12 protein-coding genes are annotated in these 21,716 nt (G+C 37.9%); 10 read left to right on the forward strand and 2 right to left on the reverse strand.

What is annotated here, in order from left to right; all coding sequences use genetic code 11:
- Positions 1-38: 38 nt before the first annotated feature.
- Positions 39-1,088 (reverse strand): GntR family transcriptional regulator, encoded by a 1,050-nt coding sequence (locus WC623_RS06215; RefSeq protein ID WP_372849061.1) that lies wholly within the window; start codon positions 1,086-1,088, stop codon positions 39-41.
- A gap of 414 nt (positions 1,089-1,502) precedes the next feature.
- Between WC623_RS06215 and WC623_RS06220 the strand changes: the two genes are divergently transcribed.
- The 9 genes from WC623_RS06220 to WC623_RS06260 are packed head-to-tail and all read left to right on the forward strand — an operon-like array spanning position 1,503 to position 19,706.
- Entirely contained in the window at positions 1,503-4,673 is a 3,171-nt protein-coding gene (locus WC623_RS06220; protein WP_372849063.1) for a SusC/RagA family TonB-linked outer membrane protein, read from the forward strand.
- A gap of 16 nt (positions 4,674-4,689) precedes the next feature.
- Positions 4,690-6,285 (forward strand): RagB/SusD family nutrient uptake outer membrane protein, encoded by a 1,596-nt coding sequence (locus WC623_RS06225; protein WP_372849065.1) that lies wholly within the window; start codon positions 4,690-4,692, stop codon positions 6,283-6,285.
- Between the two features lie 26 nt (positions 6,286-6,311).
- A complete protein-coding gene (locus WC623_RS06230; RefSeq protein WP_372849067.1) occupies positions 6,312-7,193 on the forward strand; it encodes a DUF5017 domain-containing protein in 882 nt (293 codons plus the stop codon).
- Between the two features lie 28 nt (positions 7,194-7,221).
- The gene (locus WC623_RS06235) at positions 7,222-9,837 is read left to right on the forward strand and encodes a beta-L-arabinofuranosidase domain-containing protein (RefSeq protein ID WP_372849069.1); all 2,616 of its coding nucleotides are present in this window, start codon (positions 7,222-7,224) and stop codon (positions 9,835-9,837) included.
- 7 nt (positions 9,838-9,844) lie between these two features.
- Positions 9,845-13,294, forward strand: coding sequence for a hypothetical protein (locus WC623_RS06240; RefSeq protein ID WP_372849071.1), 3,450 nt, complete (start codon positions 9,845-9,847; stop codon positions 13,292-13,294).
- A gap of 6 nt (positions 13,295-13,300) precedes the next feature.
- The gene (locus tag WC623_RS06245) at positions 13,301-14,743 is read left to right on the forward strand and encodes an SGNH/GDSL hydrolase family protein (protein ID WP_372849073.1); all 1,443 of its coding nucleotides are present in this window, start codon (positions 13,301-13,303) and stop codon (positions 14,741-14,743) included.
- A 44-nt stretch (positions 14,744-14,787) separates the two neighbouring features.
- Positions 14,788-15,699, forward strand: a complete 912-nt coding sequence (locus tag WC623_RS06250) for a DUF4886 domain-containing protein (RefSeq protein WP_372849075.1) — start codon at positions 14,788-14,790, stop codon at positions 15,697-15,699.
- A gap of 8 nt (positions 15,700-15,707) precedes the next feature.
- Positions 15,708-17,390, forward strand: a complete 1,683-nt coding sequence (locus WC623_RS06255; RefSeq protein ID WP_372849077.1) for a sodium:solute symporter family protein — start codon at positions 15,708-15,710, stop codon at positions 17,388-17,390.
- A gap of 39 nt (positions 17,391-17,429) precedes the next feature.
- Positions 17,430-19,706, forward strand: a complete 2,277-nt coding sequence (locus WC623_RS06260; protein WP_372849079.1) for an FAD-dependent oxidoreductase — start codon at positions 17,430-17,432, stop codon at positions 19,704-19,706.
- Here the strand turns inward: WC623_RS06260 and WC623_RS06265 are convergent.
- Positions 19,703-20,302, reverse strand: coding sequence for a helix-turn-helix transcriptional regulator (locus WC623_RS06265; protein WP_372850556.1), 600 nt, complete (start codon positions 20,300-20,302; stop codon positions 19,703-19,705). The genes WC623_RS06260 and WC623_RS06265 overlap by 4 nt on opposite strands.
- Before the next feature lie 282 nt (positions 20,303-20,584).
- On the opposite strand from WC623_RS06265, the gene WC623_RS06270 reads away from it, so the two are divergent.
- On the forward strand, positions 20,585-21,709 hold the full coding sequence (locus WC623_RS06270; RefSeq protein WP_372849081.1) for an efflux RND transporter periplasmic adaptor subunit: 1,125 nt from the start codon (positions 20,585-20,587) through the stop codon (positions 21,707-21,709).
- Positions 21,710-21,716 lie beyond the last annotated feature (7 nt).

The raw sequence follows: 21,716 nt of genomic DNA on the forward strand, positions 1-21,716 counted from the left end.
AGATGCCAGACGCAGAAGAGAATGGTTATTTTTGACTTTTATACGGAGTTTCGAAGAATCACTTTTGCCGGATCCCTCATCATAATCGGTTTTTTCGTAAGAATTGCCTTAGCCGCTTCTTCACCCATTTTGTTAAAGTCAGTACTGATCACTGTGATTCCGTTTTCCAGTATTTCTTTAACCGCCGTATCATTATAAGAAATCAGGCCGATATCTTTTCCAAGTTTCCATTGGTTTTTTCTTGCTAATTTAATGATTGATACATCATCCTGATCATATCTGCTGAATGTGATATAAGCATCACCCTTTTTACAGCATGATTCATCTACAGTGTTGTAAATGATATGATTTTTATCATTCAGTTTACAGAAAGTCTCGAATCCATTAATTACTTCCCTGGCATGAAATGCTTCGAGTGGTGCAATCAAAACCAGTCTGGAATACTTCTCCAGTTGTGGAGCCAATTCAGTTAGTGATTCCTGAATATCTGTTTTATAATCCTGGTAAATGCAGGTATAATCTCCGCTTAGATTTTTTTCCTCATAATCCAATATGATTCTCTTTTGGGCTGGAATGCGATTAATTACCTCTGTGGTATTGCCATGCAGAAAAGTAGTGATCACAAAATGAGTATAGTTTGATAAGTTCTCATTCACCAGCTTTTCAAATACTTTAAAATTATGGTGATGGAAGTAAACATCAACTACACCCTTATCTTTGATGGTTTTAAGGAAGGAATCATATACCCGGTCTCTTAAAACATTCATCTTGTCCAGAATCATGCAAATACGATAAGGCTGATATTGTTTTTTCTTTTTTACATAATAGCCTTTTCGGTATTCAGACTCAATAATTCCTTTTTCCGATAAGTAATTAAGCCCTTTTAGTGCAGTCTCTTTACTGATTTTTAACTTTTCAATTAATTGATTTAAAGAAGGAAGTCTGTCATTAATTTTGAGTTCTTCAATTTCAATGAGGTGGTTGATATATTCTGCTAATTGCAGATACTTCATCCTGTGCGCAGAAGCCGGAGCTGACTCAGCCTCTGCAATTTTCTTTCCAATTTTATGTTTTGAATCTGAGGGCATATGTTTTTATTCCATTGCAAAACTAAACATATTTTTGAAAAAAGCAACCCATACCATACCAAACCAAAATAAAATTTTTTTTTATTCTTGTTTTGTTGTAAGTGATTGATTTTAAGATTTTTGTTGATGAATTTTGGCTTCGTAACAGTGATGTTGTGATAATTAAATTCAAATTGTGTTTGAAAATTAAGATTAATTTCTACTTTTGTTATGTCGGTTAAAACCAAACCAGACCAAACCAAGTATGAGCAATGTATTTTTAACCAAAAAAACGAGCGTTACATATTTCTGTACAACGTCTCCACCAGTCAAGATCAATGTAATTCTAGACATCTCTTTCGCTCTTCTATAAGCCAAATTATAAACTAATCAATGTATGTAATGAAATTTTACTTTGTATTTATCTGTTCAGTCTTGAGTATTTTATCCGTTCAGGCGGCTAATTATTCAGAACGCAATTTTGCACTAAGTAAGCAGTCTTCCAGGGCTAATTATTTAAGTCATAATGAAGGTGCGCTACTAAAAAGTGTTGCTGTTTATGTTTCTGGAGTGGTAAGAGATGATAATGGTGATGTTTTACCAGGTGTAAGCATCAGGCTAAAAGGCTCAAACACGGTTACTCAAACAAATGGTAACGGAGCTTTTAAATTTTCAATTCCTGAATTGAAGGGTACTTTAGTATTCTCCTATACTGGATTTGTTACTAAGGAAGTACCGATTACCACTGCCACCGTATATAATGTAAAACTTGAATCCAGTACAAGTACGCTGGACGACGTAATTGTGGTAGGTTATGGTACGACTACTAAACGTGATTTAACCGGAGCCGTTGGTTCTGTTAATGTGGTAGATTTACAAAAAGCACCAGTAGCTTCATTTGAAGAAGCATTGGGAGGAAGACTTGCGGGGGTTTATGTGTCTGCGTCAGATGGTCAGCCTGGTGCGCCTTTACAGATAACGATTAGAGGGAATAATTCCGTAACTCAAAGTAATTCCCCTTTGTATGTAATAGACGGTTTTCCAATGGAAGATCCGGAAAATAACACCCTTAACCCGGCAGAAATTGAATCTATGGAAGTATTGAAAGATGCTTCTGCTACTGCTATTTACGGTGCCAGAGGTGCAAATGGAGTCTTTATCATTACGACCAAAAAGGGTAAAATTGGGACTCCTACCATCAGTTATCAGAACTACTTCGGTGTTCAGGAAAACATCAGACAACAGAAAATGATGAGCCCTTATGATTTTGTTAAGTACCAGATAGAATTTAATCCATCGGTATACACACCTATTTATTTAAAAAATGGGAGGGACCTCGACTATTATAAAGGTGTAGAAGGGATAAATTGGCAAGATAAAATTTATAGAACTGGTCATGTACAGAATCATTTTCTGTCGTTAAATGGTGGAACGGATAAAACCAGGTACTCCATTTCCGGCTCTATGTTAGATCAGCAAGGAATTATAATCAATAGTGGTTTCCGTCGCTATCAAGGTAGAGTGGTATTGGATCAAACAGTTACACCTAAATTGAGAGTTGGTGTAAATGCGAATTATACAAATACAAAAACATATGGTACAATTGCTACAGAACAGAATGGAAGTGCCACGGCAAGTTTAATGTATAGTGTTTGGGGCTATAGACCGGTTACTGGTGATCCTTTAATGGACGAGCAGCTTTTAGAAGAACCATTTGACCCAGAGATTGATCCTACTGCAGAGTATAGGATTAATCCATTCATATCTACTACAAATGAATTCAATCCTTCTTATGTAAATGCTTTGAGTATTAATACCTATGCTGAGTATAAGTTTGGAAATAATCTGACTTTCAGGACAACGGGAAGTATTGTAAATAGAAGTACTAAAAAAGAAATATTTAACAATTCAAATACTCGCGCCGGTAATCCACTCTCTAGTGTAAATGGTGTAAATGGTTCAATTCTGCATTACGACGTGACAAATCTATTGAATGAAAATACATTGACTTACAAAAAGAGCTTTAATAAAGTTCATAATGTAAATGCGGTAGCTGGTTTCTCTCTTCAGGAAATATCTAATTCAAATTCAGGATTTGGTGCAAGTATGTTGCCTAATGAGTCATTGGGTATTAGTGGGATAGAAGAGGGAATCCCTTTCAGATTGTTATCAGGTAGTTCAAAATCAGCACTAATGTCATTTCTAACCAGGCTGAATTACAACTATAGATCAAGATATTTTTTAACAGCAAGTTTTAGAGCTGATGGCTCTTCAAAATTTGCTTCTCAAAATAGATGGGCATACTTTCCTTCCGGATCTGCGGCATGGCTATTTAGCGAGGAAGATTTTATGAAAAATCTTTCATTCGTTTCAAGTGCTAAAGTTCGTGCTAGTTATGGTTTGACTGGAAACAATCGTGTATCAGATTATGCAAATGTGCTGGCCATGCAAATTAACAATGGCTCTGGCTATAACTTTAATAATTCTGCAATGAATGGTATTGTTCCATTCACTTTAGGAAATAAAGATTTGAAATGGGAAACTACCAGTCAGGCTGATATAGGTATTGATTTAGGTTTATTTAAAAATAAGGTAACCATTACTGCAGATTACTATAGCAAGAAAACTTATGATTTATTGCTGAACTCTTCTTTGGCGCCTTCTCAAGGTTATCTTAATGGTTTGAGAAATGTTGGTAAAGTAGGCAACAAAGGCTTTGAGTTTACAATAAATACGGTAAACATAAAAAACAAGAATTTCTCATGGAATACAAATTTCAATATTTCATTTAACAGAAATAAAGTGTTAGCGCTTACTGAGGAAGATCCTTCTATTTTATCCAGAATTAACTGGGGTAATTTTAGCAATGCCTATCCGTATATTGCAATTCCTGGGAAACCAATTGCATTGTTATATGGATATGTTTGGGATGGTGTGTATCAGTATAGTGATTTCAATCAGCTTTCAAATGGTACATATGTATTGAAAGATAATATCCCTAATAATGGCCAGTCGCGTGCCACTGTTCAACCTGGATTTATAAAATACAAAGATCTTAATGGCGATGGTGTGGTTGATGGTTTTGATCAGACAATTATTGGAAATCCAAATCCTACTCATACAGGTGGATTTTCAAACAACTTTACCTATAAAGGATTTGATTTAAATGTGTTTTTTCAATGGTCTTACGGTAATGACCTGCTGAACGCAAATAGAATAGTATTTGAAGGTGGTGAAAATCGTAACTCTTTAAATATGTTTGCTTCTTATGCTAACCGTTGGACACCTGAAAATCAAACGAATGACCTTTATAAAGTGTATGGACAGGGGCCTTTAGTATATTCTTCAAGAACAATTGAAGATGGTTCCTATCTTAGATTAAAAACAGTTGCACTAGGCTATACTTTTAATAATTCACTGCTTAAACGCATTAAGGTTAAAACATTAAGGGTGTATGCTTCTGGGCAAAACCTTTATACCTGGACAAATTACACGGGGCTAGATCCAGAGGTATCTACTTTTGCATCAGCACTTACACCTGGGTTCGACTGGTCTGCTTATCCAAAGGCTAGAACTGTCACTTTTGGAATCAACCTTACGCTATAATCCTAATCAATTTTATATGAAAAGTTTTATTTATTTATTTGGCATATTGCTCATATCCTCCTTTACATCATGTTCAAAGTTCCTGGATTTAGAGCCAACAGATTTTAAAACACCTGAAAATTATTTTAATACTGAAAGTGAGATGAATATTGCCCTGGCAGGAGTATATAATAAGCTTGCTGATGAAAGAACTTATAGAAGGGGTTTATTCACCTATTTGTCGATAAGCGACGAGTATTTTTATAGAAATGTTTCAACGAGTTCCATTTTTGTCCTTGACTTTGATGCTGCTCATGTTGATGTAGGAAGATTTTGGGAAGCTTGTTACCAAGGGATAGACCGGGCAAACTTGTTACTCGAAAACATTAACAAGCCTGAGATGGATGAACAAAAAAGAGCTGCTATTCATGGTGAAGCATTGTTTTTAAGAGGATATTATTATTTCCTTCTTGCTGATAATTTCGGTGCTGTTCCATTGAAATTGGTTTCCAGCAAAAACCCTGTTGAAAAAGCCCTTCCAAGATCACCTGTAAAAGATGTTTACGATCAGATTCTAAAGGATATGACCGAAGCCTATCCACTAGTGTTGGATATTAAAAAGGATGGAGTAAGTGGAGGTCTTGAGTATACTGAACGGATTACAAAATCTGCAGTAGCAGGAATATTGGCGAAGGTTTGTTTAACCATGGCTGGTCAGCAGTTGAATGACAATTCAAAGTATGCAGAAGCATTAAAATGGTCTGAAATAGTGATTAACTCTGGCAGACATGCATTGAATCCAGATTTCAAACAGATATTTATCAATGCAGCTAAAGACATTACAGATCCAAAGGAGTGCATCTGGGAAATAGGTTTTTATGGAAATAATACGGGTAATATTATGCAGGGTGGTACATTGGGTATTAGCAATGGTATTACCAGTACTGATATGACTAACCCGGGATATTCAACAGGACCTATCAACGTTACAGCAAGATTATACAATTTGTATAATGCAAATGATGTTCGTCGCGACTGGTCTATCGCTCCATTTAAATATACAACTACTGATAATGTGACTACAGAAACGTATTGGACAAGTGCTGAGATTTATGATCGTAACATAGGTAAATGGCGTCGTCAATATGAAACTGTAGCTCCAAAAACAAAGAGTTTTAACTCAGTTAATTTTCCTGCATTGAGATATTCAGACGTGTTACTGATGTATGCTGAAGCTTATAATGAAGTTTATGGAGCACCCAATTTACAAGCTGAAACCTATGTGAATATGGTTAGAAGAAGAGGATATAATAAACCGGTAGACCAGGCATCACCTACAGTTGATATTGCTACAGGCTTGTCGAAGATTAAGTTTCTTGAAGCAATTCAGGATGAGCGGGCCAGGGAATTTGCTTTTGAAGGAATGAGACAGCATGATCTGAAACGTTGGGGTATCTATGTTTCAAAAATGGCCTCATTGGTAACAGAAACAGCTACGGCTCCAACAAAATGGAGATATGCAGGGTCTGCAGGTAAAAATGTAACCGTAAGGAATTTGCTTTTACCTATTCCCAATTCAGAAATAGTACTTAACCCGAATATCGGTGTTCATGATCAAAATCCAGGATGGTAGGCTGTTTTAAAATAAATACAAGAAAAATGAAATATCAAACTTTCGTCATCGGTACGCTATTTATCTTACTTTCTTCATGTTCAAAAGAGAAAGTAGAAGAACCAAAATTTAATGTCTCTGCATCATCAGTAACTGCAAAGGTAGGGGAAGAAATTGCATTTCAATTCTCCGGAAATCCTGACAATATTACTTTCTATTCTGGTGAAGATGGGAAGAAGTATGAATATCGTAATCGTACGAATTTACCAGGTAAGCTTCAAATTCAATTTACATCGCTTGTGCAATGGGGAACGCGCAGTAACTTGTCCTTATTTGTAACTACTGATATAGCTGGGAAAATAGATGCGAGTACAGTTGAGAATGCCAAATGGACAGATATTACCAATCGTGCTGTGTTTTCGATGGGATTAGACAATACGCCATCGGGTGTTATCGACCTGTCAGAATTCTCTGACCTGGGGAAACCGGTTAATATTGCTTTCAAATATACAGATGTGAAAAGTACCACAGCACAGCAAAACAGGTGGGTAATCAGAACATTTAATGCTGGTACAGTACGTAATGATGTTGTCACTCCTTTGGCAGTGATGGCTGATGCAGGGTGGGTTAGTGTAAGTGTTAAAAACCCTACAAATGTCTGGACGATTACGACTGCTCAACTGCTGATGTATGGAGGGCCAATTGGAGCTGATGATAATGAAGATTGGGTAATATCAAAACAGTTAGATCCGAACTTTATCAAATCTGATGTCGGCTTTGTACTTAAAAACATAAGTGCACCAAGGAATGATTTTAACTATAAGTACAACAAGGCTGGTGTGTATAAAGCTTCTTTCTTAGCATCTAACATGATAGGAAAAACCTCAAAAGAAGTAGTTAAAGAACTGACAATAACAGTAACTCAATAAAATCTGACAAGCTAATACCGCAATATCCATGATAGTTAGAAAGTATCTATTTTATATCTCCTTGTTTTGCTGTTTATCAATAGCCATCACTAGTATAAGTTGGGAAGCTGACAATAGCATAGTACTAAAGGGAACATCATTAAATTTACGTTGGGAAAATAAATTCAAAGAATGGAAGTTTGCTGCCATTCAGGTTAAAAGTAAGGACCGATGGGTAGACATGTCTGTTCCAGACGGAGGATATACTATACTTTATGCTGCAACAAAGCCTGCTGACACAAACTCAACTTTATATAAAAATGGTAAGAAAATAGATTTTCCTGAGCCTATTTATAGATATGCAGTCTCACATTGGAAAGGTGTTATTAGTCCTGTTCAGTTAAATACTGCTGGTGAAGCGTATCATTTTTATCCTAAAAATGTAACTAAGGGGGCAGATCAGTCGCTTTTGTTTTCTGACGAGTCTGGACTTGCGAAAACGAAAGCAGAATGGAAAATTGACCCGAAATATCCTACTGATGTTTTGGTGACATTAACTTTAATCGCAAATAAGGATGGGTACTTTTCTGTAGCCAGTCCTACACTTGCCAATATTTCAAAAGATCAATTGAGCTGGGGTTTAATTCCAGGGTATTTTCAAGGTGCAACGGTAGAGCCTGATTTTGTTAAGGCTTATGCTTATGGCCAAGGGATTCCAGACAAACCTGTTATTGTAAGAGAACGTGCTGCGAGTACACTTTCACCATTAATGAGCTTAAAAAATGGTATCACAATGGCTGTAATTCCCGATCCTTCTGTAGGAAGAAACCCTTGGGAAAAAGATAAGAGTACTCATACAGAATGGAAAGTAGGCTTGTCGTTAATGAATAGGAAAGCACAACTTAGTCCTACCATATATCACCCTGTACTGGGAGAAAAAGGTTCTTATCTGAAGAAAGGTGAGAGTACAAGTTTTACATTCAGGTATACCTTGCAAGTGGCTGATTGGTATGATGTATTTAAACATGCGGTTAATGATGTTTATCGTTTTAAAGACTTTTTATCACTCAAACAAACTGCTCAATCATTAACGGATAGAATATCTGCTATGCATACCTATCTGATGGATGCGAAAACATCCATGTGGAAGACTGAGCAATATAAGGGCTTAACAATTGGTGCACAAGCTTATCTGGGCGGTGTCCTTGGTTCTGAAAAAGATGCCATGAAAAACTCTGATTATGGTGCAATGTGGATGCTTGCTAAAATTGCAGATGATAGTGCTTTAAAAGCAGACAGATTACCATATGCACGAAATTTCAAATTGCTTCAACAAGAAGATGAACCTGGTTTTTTGCAGGGTGCTGCAATTGGACAGTATTATCTGACTAAAAGTAAGAAGTTTACTGAGGAATGGGGACCATATGTTGAGCCTATTGGTTTAACTTATTATACCATGATGGATATTGGCAATGTATTGCTGTTTGAACCTCAGGATAAAGAATTGAAAAATCGTTTAAAACAAGGTGCTGAACGATTGATGAAATGGCAGAATCCGTCTGGAGGATGGGTAGTAGCTTATGACAGAGCTACACATAAGCAGCTGTTTAATGAGCTTGAAGACTTGAGACCGACATTCTATGGTCTTGTAGTCGCATACCGTATTTTGGGAGATAAAAAATACCTTGATGCGGCAGCTAAAGGTGCTGATTGGTACATTAAAAATGCGGTTGAAAAGGGTCACTTCTTAGGTGTTTGTGGTGATACCAGATTTGTACCTGATTTTGCGACAGGACAAAGTGTTCAGGCCTTATTAGACCTTTACGATCTGACCAAAAAGGATGCTTATTTAAATGCAGCAATAAAAACTGCGCGTTATTATACAACATCTATTTATACCCATCCCATCCCAACAAAAGAAGTTAAAACTGTTAAAGGAGTAAAGAGAGAAGACTGGGAACTTAGCCAGGTTGGTTTAAGCTTTGAACATGGGGGTAATATTGGTTCAACGAATTCATTGGGGCCAATTCTATTAGCGAGTCATGCAGGAATGTTTGTGCGTATGTACAACTTTACTAAGGATCAGATCTATTTAGATATGGCAAGGGCGGCCGCATGGGGAAGAGATGCTTTTGTAGATAAAAGTACAAATGTGGCTTCGTATTACTGGACAAAAATGGATACCGGTCCTGGTTCATTCCCTCATCATGCATGGTGGCAGATTGGCTGGATAACGGATTACTTAATGGCGGAAGTAGAACTTCGTAGTCAGAACCAAATTAGCTTTCCTCGTGGCTTTATCACTCCAAAAGTTGGTCCGCATCAAAGTTATGGATTTGCACCTGGCAAAGTATATGGTAACGTAGCTTCATTAAAGCTAATTGATGGTCTTTTAAAAGCTGAGCATCCAGTTATAGATCATGTCATCGCCATGAATAGTGATGAGAAAAAATGTTATCTGATCCTGTTGAACAATAGTGTAAATAGCCTTAAAACAAAGGTTGAAATTGATATAGAAAAAATTCCGGGAGCCTCAGGCACTAAAATAAAGAGTGCTGCATTTATAGATGCTGAGGGTAAAAAAGGAGCTATCGTAGATACTAGCAAATCATTAAATATCGACTTTGCTCCTAATGGTTTAAAAGTTATTGAAGTACTTTATTAAAAAGAGTATGAATAAAATATATAGATTCAGTTGTCGGACTTTCTTGTACTCAGCATTAGTTTATACTATTCTCGGTGTAAAAGATGTTTCGGCCCAGCAGAAAATACATCATTTGATTGAAGCGGAAGATTTTCAATTCCCTGCAGGTTGGACAATTGCCAAAGAAGCAGGTACAAATGTATCTGGAAAAGGTGCTTTATTGGGTGCTAACAATAAAGAAGTAACAGCTGATGCACTTACTGTAATCGATATCAAAACTAAAGGCAACTATGTTGTCTGGACCAGATCAAGAGATTATGCACAAAACAATCCTGGAACCAGAAGGTATCATTTGTATGTGAATGAAAAGCCTATGGCTAAAGAGTCAGGTATGCATTTGCAAGAGGGTTATGAATGGGAAAAGGTAGGTGTAGCTGATCTTGAGATCGGACAAACAGTATTGAGATTAAAGAATACAAAATTAAACTTCGCCAGATGTGATGCTATTTTCCTTACTACTGATGAAGCGTTTAATCCCAACAAAATGAATGCTTCTCTAAATACTTTTTCTTTAAAGCCTGTAGAGGTAAAGGAGAATGCATCCGCATCAAAAATGGAAAGCCCATTCACTTTTGTAAAAAAGGAAAAAGCTTTAGGATCACTTCAAAATAACAATATCAAGATAAGCTTTGAAGAGGCAGTAGATGCTAAAACAGGGAAGACCAGGATTGTATCTACTACCCAAATTTTACAGGACAAAGTTTGGACCAGCTTAAATGATAAAGTGGAAGAACATAGAATATTTCTGTTATCTGCTAAACAAGCAAAGATCGAATTTGGTGCTTATTTCGGTTTCTGGAAAAATTCCAAAAGCTTAACTGAATTCGTTGTTAATGGAAAGAATTACCAAACGATAGATCAGAATGGAGCGAAAAATCCTTTTCTATCCGGAGAACTACTGTTGTGCGAAGCGAAAGCTGTAAAACAGGTGTCGGCCAATGAGTTATTGGTTACTTATGTAACGGGAACAGGAGCGGAAGTAACCGGTCGTTGGGCACTTAAACCTGGAATGTCACATTCAGAACTTAGTTTAACTTATAAAGCTACTGAACCGGGATTTTACAGTTTCGTTGTTTCAGCCTTTCAGGATAGTCCGGAGGCGAGTGTGAATAATGTACAGCTTCCACCAATGTTTAACTATAAACGTTTGCCGGAAGGACCAATGTTAATTCCTGGTGCTATGACACCACAGCCATTGGCAATAGTGGAGGTTAATCAAAATAAAAAGCCATTAAGTTATTTTATTACTGGTGCTTTAACAGATTTTCCGGTAGACTGGGTAAAGGATATTACTTCAAGAATCGGTTTTTCTTTAAAAAATGAATTCAATAAGGTGCAACCTATCGCTTTCTCCCCGGTTTTAGGACTGGAAGATTCTAAGCTTTCTGTAGGACAATCATTAACCAGATCATTTAATATTGGTGCAGTTGCCGATAAATGGAGCGGAGCCCTGGAATATGCATCCAATTCAATTTTTAAGGTTAATGATTATAGGGTTCAAGATTCAACGTCTTTAACAAATGCGGTTTTCAATATCATCGATCTCATTAAAAATGACAATGCTTCGGGCTGGAGTGCTCCTTTAAAAGGTTTTTTTGATATCGAGGCTGATCCGAAGATTGCACCAACTGTTGCCCAATCATCTCCACTGGCAGTAATATCTGCCGCAGTGATGGGTAAAGATGAAGAACTTTATATTAGTCGTGCTTTGCCGACAATAGAATATACTTTGTCGCGCAGTGCATTTAGATGGGCAAAAGCTGCGGGGGCACCCTACAATCGTACGGCTGCATCTCTTGAATTAAACCCATATAAAAACGTGCAGTTTAATACTGCATACTTTGAGTCTTTAGCTCAATTACTGGAGTACAAGAACCCCTGGATCGTGGATGTGGCAATGCCAGATAAACAACCTAGAAAGCTTTCGGGATATAGTGTCAATCTTCCGGCATGGACCCAGGAGCTTGCTGCTTATAGATTAACAAAAGATAAGAAATGGTTAACAGCTGCAGTCTCTAATGCGAAAGAATTTGTTGCGAAAGAAGTGTATGGTCAAAAGACAAACCTGTTAACAGCTCAGCCATTTTATAACACTTCATTTTACCCGTATTGGTGGGACTTAACAGATCTTTATGAAGTAAGTAAGGATAAAACATTTTTGAATGCAGCGGAGTATGCCTCTTATTTTACTTTGGCAGGTATACGTTCTTACCCTCAGGTGGAGCATAAAATGCAATTGATTCATGAAGGTGATAAGTATGAAGGCAATACCAATTTATGGTGGAAAGACGGCGAAAAATTCCGTCTAGGTTTCCCCAGACAAAATGGAGATGTGAAAGCCAAGGAGGTTCCAGAATCTTTAGTGTCACCAGTCGGACTTGGCCTTGAACAGCCTATTACCTTCTTCCTTCCCAAAAAGAATGTTCGCCATATTTTTATGTCAACATGGGCGCCACATTTGTTGCGTTTGTCGGCCGATACCGAGCGTAAGATATTTGAAGTGTATGCAAGAAATTCAATCATAGGTAGGTTTACAAATTATCCTGGTTATTATGCAACGGGATATACTGATCTTACTTACAGAGAGAATTACCCTTATAAAGGACCGGACATCAATTCTATTTATTACCACCACATTTCACCTCATCTTGCATTTAGTTTAGACTTCCTTGTTACCGAGGCTGTGCAAAGATCTAAATCTGCAATCAGTTTTCCATGGGGAAAACAAGAGGGTTTTGTTTGGTTCAATAATCGTATTTATGGCGGAGGCAAGGGAACCATTTTTGATGATAAAAATGTGAAGATCTGGCTGAAAAAGGGTTTGGTAACATTGAATAACCCATCTGTAAATTATCTTACGGGTATATCAGATGATCGTTTCTGGGTAGTATTGTTGAACGAGTCTGCTCAGGAACAAAATATTGAACTTGGAATAGATTTGCTGCAGACAGGTGTAAAAAATGCTGGTATTAAACTGTATAAGGGAGCAACTGCAGAATCAGGTAGTTTATCTATGCAAGGAAATAAAATGAATGCGAAAATACCTGGTAAAGGCATAACCGCTTATTCATTTCCATTGGCTTCCCCTAAGGTTACGAAAGAACTAAAGCCTGTTAAAAATGGTTTGCAGGAAGTTGATCTTGGTGCGCCATGGGGCAAGCTTTATGCATTCAGAATCCGCTCTCCATTTGGTTGGGATTCTATTTATGCCTATTTAAGTACACCTCCAGCACCTGGAGTAGAGGCTGAACTTGAGTTGAATGAAGATGGCGCGACAATGGAAAAACGTAATGCTTATCCTTTTGAATGGTCATTTAATCGTTTGGATCCAGAAAAGCCTATTTCTATCAATTTGAAATTGAAAGGTAAAGGCAGCGAAGTGAGACAGGCACATATAGATTTTGAGGGTGTAAAGTAATCGGATATGAAATTGAGTACAAAGTTTATAATTGCTTTTGGATGTGTGATGCTGATGAACACCTTGTTTTTTAGTTTTAAAGTTAAATCGCAGAGCACAGATAAGGAAACTTTGGAAAGAGAAAGGCTCATTGCTGCAAGTCAAACTGGAGCAATGCCTTTATTCTTTGATCCCAGTGGTAATGATGTTCCGACGATAATTCCTGGTGATTTTAACAGTAATCAGGAATGCTATTTAAGAGATGGGCTACCTAATTTTTTCAATAAAGCAAGAGAGAAAAAAGAATTGGTAGTAGCTTATATTGGAGGAAGTATTACCAGGGGAAGCAATTTGTATAGAATGCAGTCTGCAAAATTTATACAAAACATGTTCCCCGGACTTCAATTGAAGTTTATAAACGCTGGTATTGCTGGTACTGGAACAGATTTGGGTGCTTGTAGAATACAAGAGCAGGTTATACAATTTAAGCCAGATTTGGTATTCATCGAATTCGCTGTTAACAATGCTTTTCCAGATGGAATGGAGGGCATGATCCGTCAGATCTGGAAAGCGAATCCAAGTACAGATATCTGCATGATTTACAGCATATTTAACGGACAGTCTAAAATTTATGCCTCAGGAAAAGTTCCAGATAATATTCTGGGTTTGGAAAAGATTGCTGATCATTATCAGATTCCCTCAGTACATATGGGACTTGAGGCAAGTGCCTTAGAACAAGATCAAAAGTTATTGTGGAAAGCAGCAAATGGCACTGATACGGATAAGATCATTTTCTCAAATGATGGTACACATCCATTAGTCGCAGGTGGTAATCTATACGCACAATCTATTGCCCGTTCTCTTCTAAAAATGAAAACTCATGCAAAAGAGCTGAAACATAAACTCCCACAGCCATTATTGGCAACTAACTGGGAAGATGCAAAGATGTTTGCTCCATTGGATATAGCAAAGTTTAGCATAGGATGGAGTAAAGTTGATCCAATGGGCTTCCCTTCATTCAAACAATTCTCGGACTGGTTTCCTTATGTGATGAAGGCAGAATCGGCCGGCGATTCTTTCACATTTAAGTTTGATGGAAATATGATCGGCTTTTTTGATATCGGTGGTCCGGAAGTTGGACAGCTGGTTTTGGAAATTGATGGTAAGCCTGTTACTCTTCAAAAACAAAAAGGAACGCTTGCACTAAAGGCAAGTCAGGAAAGCAATTCTTTAGGCCAGGTTAACAGGTTTAATTCCTTTTGTAATAATCGTTATAGAGGACAGGCAGAGTTTATTGAATTGCCAACGGGAATACACACTGTAAAGTTTAGCATTTCTCCAGTTCTGGCAGATAAGAGAGCTATACTAGGGCCAAATCAATTGGAGGACATTGGCAATAATCCTGATAAGTATAATAAAACAACAGTGTATATAGGTAAGCTCTTACTAAGAGGGAAAGTGATTAAATAATGAAATCCAGATAATAACAGTATAAAACATAAAAATCATAAAAGATGAAATACATTAAAAGTTTACTTCTCATTTTCTGCCTCAGTACTGGTTTTGCATATGGGCAAGCAGGGCCTAAAAGTTTAAGGCTATTTATTATTGGTAACAGTTTTTCTCAAAATGCATCGGCGTATTTACCAAACTTTGCAAAAGAAAAAGGAGTAGAGCTAACAATAGGCAGGGCTGAATTGGGTGGACATACATTAGCACAACACTGGGGGTATGTAGAGGCTGCTGAAGCCAATCCTGAAGACCCTAAAGGGAAACCTTATAAGGGGAAATCACTACGTATGCTTTTATCGGAAGGAACCTGGGATGTTGTTACCATTCAGCAGGCTTCTTATTATTCTGCAGATTTGGAAAGTTATAGCCCATATGCTAAAAAGTTATACGACTATATTAAGAAGCTTCAACCGAATGTTGAGATTCTTATCCACCAGACATGGGCTTACAGAAGTGATGCTTTGAAATTTGGTCGGATAGCACCGGGTCAACTGGCTAAAAACCACACAGAGATGTGGGAGCGGTCAAGAGCAGCATATCATACCATTGCAAAACAGTTGAGTATCAGTATTCTTCCTGTGGGTGATGCCTTTAATACGGTGGCTTCGGACAAAGTATTTGGGTATAAAAAGGATGCTGATTTTGACTATACAAATCCTGTGAATCCTAATCTGCCTAACCAGGCAAACTCTCTTAACATGGGCTATTCATGGAAAAATGATAAGATGGCATTTGATGCAAATCATGCCAATGAAGCAGGCAGATATCTTGGTTCATTAATCTGGTATGCAGTTTTGTTTAAGGAATCTCCATTAAAACTAGAGTATGTACCAAATAAAGTTCCAGCTGAATTTGCTGCTTATTTGAAAACAGTAGCGGATAAAACAATTAAAAATTTAAACACAAATAAATAAACCAATACATGAATTCAATAATTGATACCTCAGTTATCGTCATTTTCTCAGTGTTTATTATGGTTATCGGTTTACTGTTTTCACGAACAGGACGAAACCTGAAATCATTCTTTGCGGGTGGCGAGGCCGTACCATGGTTTATTGGCGGCTTATCACTTTTCATGAGCTTTTTCTCTGCAGGCACTTTTGTCGTATGGGGATCAATAGCTTATAAATATGGATGGGTAGCTGTCACCATTCAGTGGACCATGTGTATAGGGGGCTTAATAGTAGGTTTATACATCGCCCCGAAATGGAAAGGAACAGGAAGTCTTACTGCAGCTGAGTTCATCAAAGATAGATTGGGGGCACATGTACAAAAGAGTTTTATTTATATTTTCATGCTGGTATCACTGTTCATCAAAGGATCGGTTTTATACTCAGTGTCTAAGCTGGTTGGCTCATCTTTAGAATTTCCACTAATCCCTGTTACTCTTGTTTTAGGGATATTGATGATTGCCTATACTGCCGTAGGAGGATTATGGGCTGTTATGGTGACTGATATTTTACAGTTTGTAATTCTTACAGCTGCCGTTCTTCTGATTATTCCTTTAGCATTTACAGAAGCCGGAGGTGTAAATACATTCCTTAATAAGGTTCCTGATGATTTCTTTAATCTGGTAAATGGGGAATATACCTGGGCTTTTATTTTTGCATATGCCGTTTATCATATCTTCTATATTGGTGGGAACTGGACATTTGTACAAAGATATACCAGTGTCGATACGCCAAAATCTGCTTCTAAAGTAGCCTTTCTATTTGCTGGATTGTATATCATCAGTCCGGTTTTATGGATGTTACCTCCAATGATCTATCAAACAATTAATCCTGGATTAACTGGATTGGAGACAGAAAATGCTTATCTGATGGTTTGTCAGAAAGTATTACCGGCAGGTTTAATGGGATTGATCCTGACAGGGATGTATTTTTCGACTTCAGCATCTGCAAATACAGCTTTAAATGTAGTGTCAGCTGTGTTTACCAATGACATTTACAAAGGGACAATTAATCCTAAAGCCTCTGATGAAAAGTTAATGAAGATTGCCCGTACCTCTTCCTGGGGCTTTGGTTTTGGGATGATTATAATTGCGCTTATTGTGCCTTACATCGGTGGCATTGTAGAATTTACATTAAGTGTTGGTGCAATTACAGGTGGGCCATTGTTAGCACCGCCAATATGGGCTTTGTTTTCTAAACGCATCACTGGTAAGGCTACGGTTTTCATTACCATGATTAGTTTGGCGGTTAATTTATGTTTTAAAATCGCTCTTCCTTATTTAATGGATTATAAACTTGACCGTGCAAATGAGATGTTGTTGGGTGTACTGTTACCATTTATATTATTATTAATTTATGAATTGTATGCTGCTTATAAAGGAAATGTAAGTGCCGAATATTTACAATTACAGGAGCTTAAAGCCGTTCGTGCGGCAGCTGTATATGAAGTAGATGAAGCAGAGGTAGAAGAGATTAAAAGACAGAACAAATTCGGTCTGCAAGTCATTTCATTTTCATTGGCGTTTATAGGTCTACTGCTATATATCCTATGTGCTTTTACAACCAAAGGGACAGGCATGGTAGCCATTATTGCTACTGTCATTTTAATGAGTTCAATTATTCCATTGAGGGCTTCCCGAAAGAAGTCAGTTTAATTTATATATAATAACCCAGGGGCAACCCAAATATTTACTATGATAAAATCAGAAGGAACAGATGTCCGTAGCTTGATGTCTGAAAAATTAAGTACAGAGTTTGTAATTGTTGGAGGTGGTTTGTCTGGCGTTTGTACGGCAATTACAGCTGCACGTAAAGGTGTTAAAGTTGTTCTTGTACAAGACAGGCCTGTTTTGGGTGGAAACTCCTCAAGTGAAGTCCGTTTATGGATTCTGGGTGCTACATCCCACATGGGTAATAACAACAGGTGGAGTAGAGAGGGAGGTGTTATTGATGAAATCCTGGTAGAAAATACTTATCGGAATAAAGAAGGAAACCCCTTGCTTTTTGATACCATATTATTGGATAAAGTAATTGCTGAACCTAATATCACATTATTATTAAATACCGTTGTTTATGAGGTTCATAAATTGGATAAGGACACTATTTCATCAGTAAAAGCATTTTGTAGTCAGAACTCCATGGAGTATGTCATCTCAGCACCGCTATTTTGTGATGCATCGGGAGATGGAATTGTCGGCTTCTTAGCTGGAGCTGCATTTAGAATGGGGGCAGAGAGTAAGGAAGAGTTTGGGGAGAAGTTTGCACCTACTAAAGAGTATGGTGAACTCCTTGGTCATAGCTTGTATTTCTACAGTAAAGACACTGGTAAACCGGTGAAGTTTGTTGCACCAGATTTTGCTTTAACTGATATTACAAAAGAAATTCCTCGTTTTAAGAGCTTCAATGCCAAAGAATATGGTTGCAAATTATGGTGGCTGGAGTATGGCGGAAGATTAGATACTGTACATGATACAGAAAAGATTAAATGGGAGCTTTGGAAAGTGGTGTATGGTGTATGGGATTACATCAAGAATTCAGGTGAATTCCCAGAAGCCGAAACGATGACATTAGAATGGGTAGGAACTATCCCAGGAAAAAGAGAGAGCCGTCGTTTTGAAGGCGATTATATGCTTCGTCAGCAGGATGTTGTATCACAACACACACATAAAGATGCAGTAGCTTTTGGCGGCTGGTCGATAGATCTTCATCCTGCCGACGGTGTGTTTAGCGAAAAACCGGGTTGTAACCAATGGCATAGTAAAGGTATTTATCAGATTCCTTATCGTTGTTTATACAGTAGAAATGTCAAAAACCTCTTTTTAACGGGCAGGATCATCAGTGCTTCCCACGTTGCATTCGCGTCGACCAGGGTAATGGCTACAGCAGCACATGTTGGTCAGGCTGTAGGTATGGCAGCATTTATAGCAGGTCAAAATGGATTGAATCCAGCGGAATTATTAGCAGATAACCTTATGGGGACGTTGCAAAAGGAACTGCTGAAAAGTGGTCAGCATATTCCCGGACTGGAATTAACAGATGAGGAAGACCTGGTACAATCTGCTGAGGTTTCTGCCTCAAGCGAATATGTATTGAATGAATTGCCTGCTGGTTTATTAAAAAATCTGGATATATCGATGGGGCAAATGCTTCCATTGGATAAAGGAAAGGTGCCGCAGATTGCTTTCTATACAGACTCTGATGTTGATACAAGGCTTGAAATTGAACTCCGCATAAGTGGTATATCAGGAAATTACACGCCAGATGTCATACTGGAAAGTAAAGTATTGGAGATTAAAAAAGGTAAGAACGAATTAAAGGTTGAATTTAGTAGTACACTGGAAGAAGATGCGTATGTATTCATGGTACTGCACAAGAATCCATCTGTTAAGGTTCATTGCTCTGAACATCGTGTTACCGGAGTACTATCAGTATTTAATCTGGTAAATAAGGCGGTGTCCAATTACGGAAAGCAGACTCCGACTGAAGATATAGGTGTTGATGAATTTGAATTCTGGTGTCCACAGCGTAGACCTGAAGGACATAACCTTGCCCTACAAATTGAGCCTGGACTTTCTAAGTTTGTTCCCGCCAATATAAAGACTGGTGTATTCAGACCTACAACAGCACCAAATGCATGGGTTGCTTCATTATCTGATACAAAGCCAACAATTAACTTAAAATGGGAAAAGGAGCAAAAGGTATCTAGTATAGAGTTGTTTTTTGATACGGATTACGACCATCCGATGGAAACGGTTTTGATGGGCCACCCGGAAAACACAATGCCTTTTTGCGTGAGAAATTACCAGGTGAAAGATGATAAAGGAAATGTACTATATGCTGTTGAAAATAACTATCAAACCAAAAATACGATTGTGTTTGAACAAGCTATTTTTACAAGTACCATTACCATAGAATTAACACATCCTTCTGAAAATACACCTGCAGCTTTATTTTCTGTAAGATGTTATTAATGTTCTGATGGAACAATTTGGTAAGCACATCTTCTGTCACCTGCAATGATGTGATTGACCCTCGAGATATTCACATCTTCGCCGAGTACAAACTTAAAAGTGTTGAGCTCGGCGGTGCAAAAGCCCTGGCAGATTTGTGCAGCAGCACAAATGGGACAATGGTTTTCTACAAAAAGATAACCATTGTCCTCTTTAGTGTATTCTGCCATGTATCCTTCCCGGCTACGTATTTCAGTTAATAGTCGAATTTTATCTTCCAGGGTACTGACCTGGTTTAATTGTTGATGGTATCGGCGTTTCGCTTTTTGTTCACCAGCAAACACGACCATTTCCAGTGCTTCTTCTCCCAGCGTTTCTTTAACCTGCTGAATGAGTTTAACTGTGAGCTCTGCATGCGTATCTGGAAAGCCTTTATTGCCCAGCTCACTTAAGCTAAAATATTGTGTGGGCCTGCCGACACCTTTTGATTCGTGTACGGATTGAATTAACCCCTCCTCTGTTAGCTTTAGTAATTGTAGTCTCGCCCCTTCTGTTGTGATTTTCAATTCCTTAGCAATCTCTCCCGCCGTTAAAGCACCCCGTGTCTTCAACAACATTAAAAAACGATTTGTCTTCATAATCTAATAAAACAAGTGTTTAGTTGTTTTATTGACAAAAATACTAACTTTGCCGTACAATTAAGAATATAAGGACTTATAGTTTCACCATGCAAGTTAATATACTCCTTTATCATACCGGAGCACCGCTAATTTAATCCTGGCCGTAGCGGGTATCCAGTAACAATTTTAATGACTGCCGACTGTCCGGAAACCTTGGTTTTTGGGAGTGCTGGAGCTTTGTCGGCTAATTTTTTAAACAAAAACAAATACTTATTTATTATGAAATCAGTACAATTACCACTATTTATAATCCTGCTTTTTTTATTGCAGGCCTGTGGGCCGGAACAACAGGTGGCCCAGGAGCAAACCATCCAGGAATACCCTGTGGTTACAATACAAAGCAGCGAAGCTGTGATTAATACAGAATATCCAGCCACTATACAAGGGCAACAGAATATAGAGATTCGTCCGAAAGTGGATGGTTTCGTAGCACAAATTTTTGTGGATGAGGGAGCCTCTGTAAAAAAGGGCCAACCTTTGTTTCGCATCAATGCACCTCAATACGAACAGGAAGTGAAAACGGCCTTTGCTGCTATTAAAAATGCAGAAGCAGAAGTAAATACAGCAAAAATGCAGGTAGAAAAAGCAATGCCTCTTGTTAAAGAAGGTATTGTGAGTGACTATGAATTGAAAGCCGCTAATTTTAATTTGCAAGCTAAAGAAGCAGCTCTGGCACAAGCTCGTGCTGGCCTTGCAAATGCTCGTACCAATCTTGGGTACACACAAATCAATAGTCCGGCAGATGGCGTTGTAGGTAGTATTCCTTATAAGACTGGTAGCCTGGTGAGTAGTTCATCTCCTCAACCTTTAACTACAGTATCAAACATTTCCAGGATTTTTGCCTATTTCTCCTTCAATGAAAAGCAGTTTTTAGATTTCACGGAACACTTTGCAGGTACAAAGATGGACGATAAGTTGAAGCAATTTCCTGCTGTTACACTTTTACTAGCCAATGGAACTACTTATAAGGAAAAAGGAAAGATGGAAAGTATCGGAGGATTGATCAACACAGAAACTGGTGCGGTAAATCTAAGAGCAGCTTTTCCAAACGCTGAAGGAATCATCAGAAGTGGAGCTAGCGCAACCATCAGTATTCCTGTGATTGTAAAAGATGCGGTACTGATTCCATCAAAAGCGACCTATGAAATGCAGGAGAAAATGATGGCGGTTGTCGTAGCTAAAAACGGGAGTGTGAAGCCTGTCGAAATAGAGATTATGGATGCGCCTTCTGGAGAATTCTATGTGGTAAAAAAGGGTTTGAATGCAGGAGATCAGGTAGTAACTGAAGGCATGGGGACATTGCAGGAAGGCACCAAAATAAAGCCTGTTGCCGAAAAGAAATAAAAGAATA

The organism is Pedobacter sp., assembly GCF_041645105.1.
Lineage (GTDB): Bacteria > Bacteroidota > Bacteroidia > Sphingobacteriales > Sphingobacteriaceae > Pedobacter.

Excerpts from the sequence above, each read along its gene's own strand:
- WC623_RS06215 (WP_372849061.1), bottom strand. The coding sequence starts at position 1,088 with ATGCCCTCAGATTCAAAACATAAAATTGGAAAGAAAATTGCAGAGGCT.
- WC623_RS06225 (WP_372849065.1), top strand. The coding sequence starts at position 4,690 with ATGAAAAGTTTTATTTATTTATTTGGCATATTGCTCATATCCTCCTTT.
- WC623_RS06230 (WP_372849067.1), top strand. The coding sequence starts at position 6,312 with ATGAAATATCAAACTTTCGTCATCGGTACGCTATTTATCTTACTTTCT.
- WC623_RS06235 (WP_372849069.1), top strand. The coding sequence starts at position 7,222 with ATGATAGTTAGAAAGTATCTATTTTATATCTCCTTGTTTTGCTGTTTA.
- WC623_RS06240 (WP_372849071.1), top strand. The coding sequence starts at position 9,845 with ATGAATAAAATATATAGATTCAGTTGTCGGACTTTCTTGTACTCAGCA.
- WC623_RS06245 (WP_372849073.1), top strand. The coding sequence starts at position 13,301 with ATGAAATTGAGTACAAAGTTTATAATTGCTTTTGGATGTGTGATGCTG.
- WC623_RS06250 (WP_372849075.1), top strand. The coding sequence starts at position 14,788 with ATGAAATACATTAAAAGTTTACTTCTCATTTTCTGCCTCAGTACTGGT.
- WC623_RS06255 (WP_372849077.1), top strand. The coding sequence starts at position 15,708 with ATGAATTCAATAATTGATACCTCAGTTATCGTCATTTTCTCAGTGTTT.
- WC623_RS06260 (WP_372849079.1), top strand. The coding sequence starts at position 17,430 with ATGATAAAATCAGAAGGAACAGATGTCCGTAGCTTGATGTCTGAAAAA.
- WC623_RS06265 (WP_372850556.1), bottom strand. The coding sequence starts at position 20,302 with ATGTTGTTGAAGACACGGGGTGCTTTAACGGCGGGAGAGATTGCTAAG.
- WC623_RS06270 (WP_372849081.1), top strand. The coding sequence starts at position 20,585 with ATGAAATCAGTACAATTACCACTATTTATAATCCTGCTTTTTTTATTG.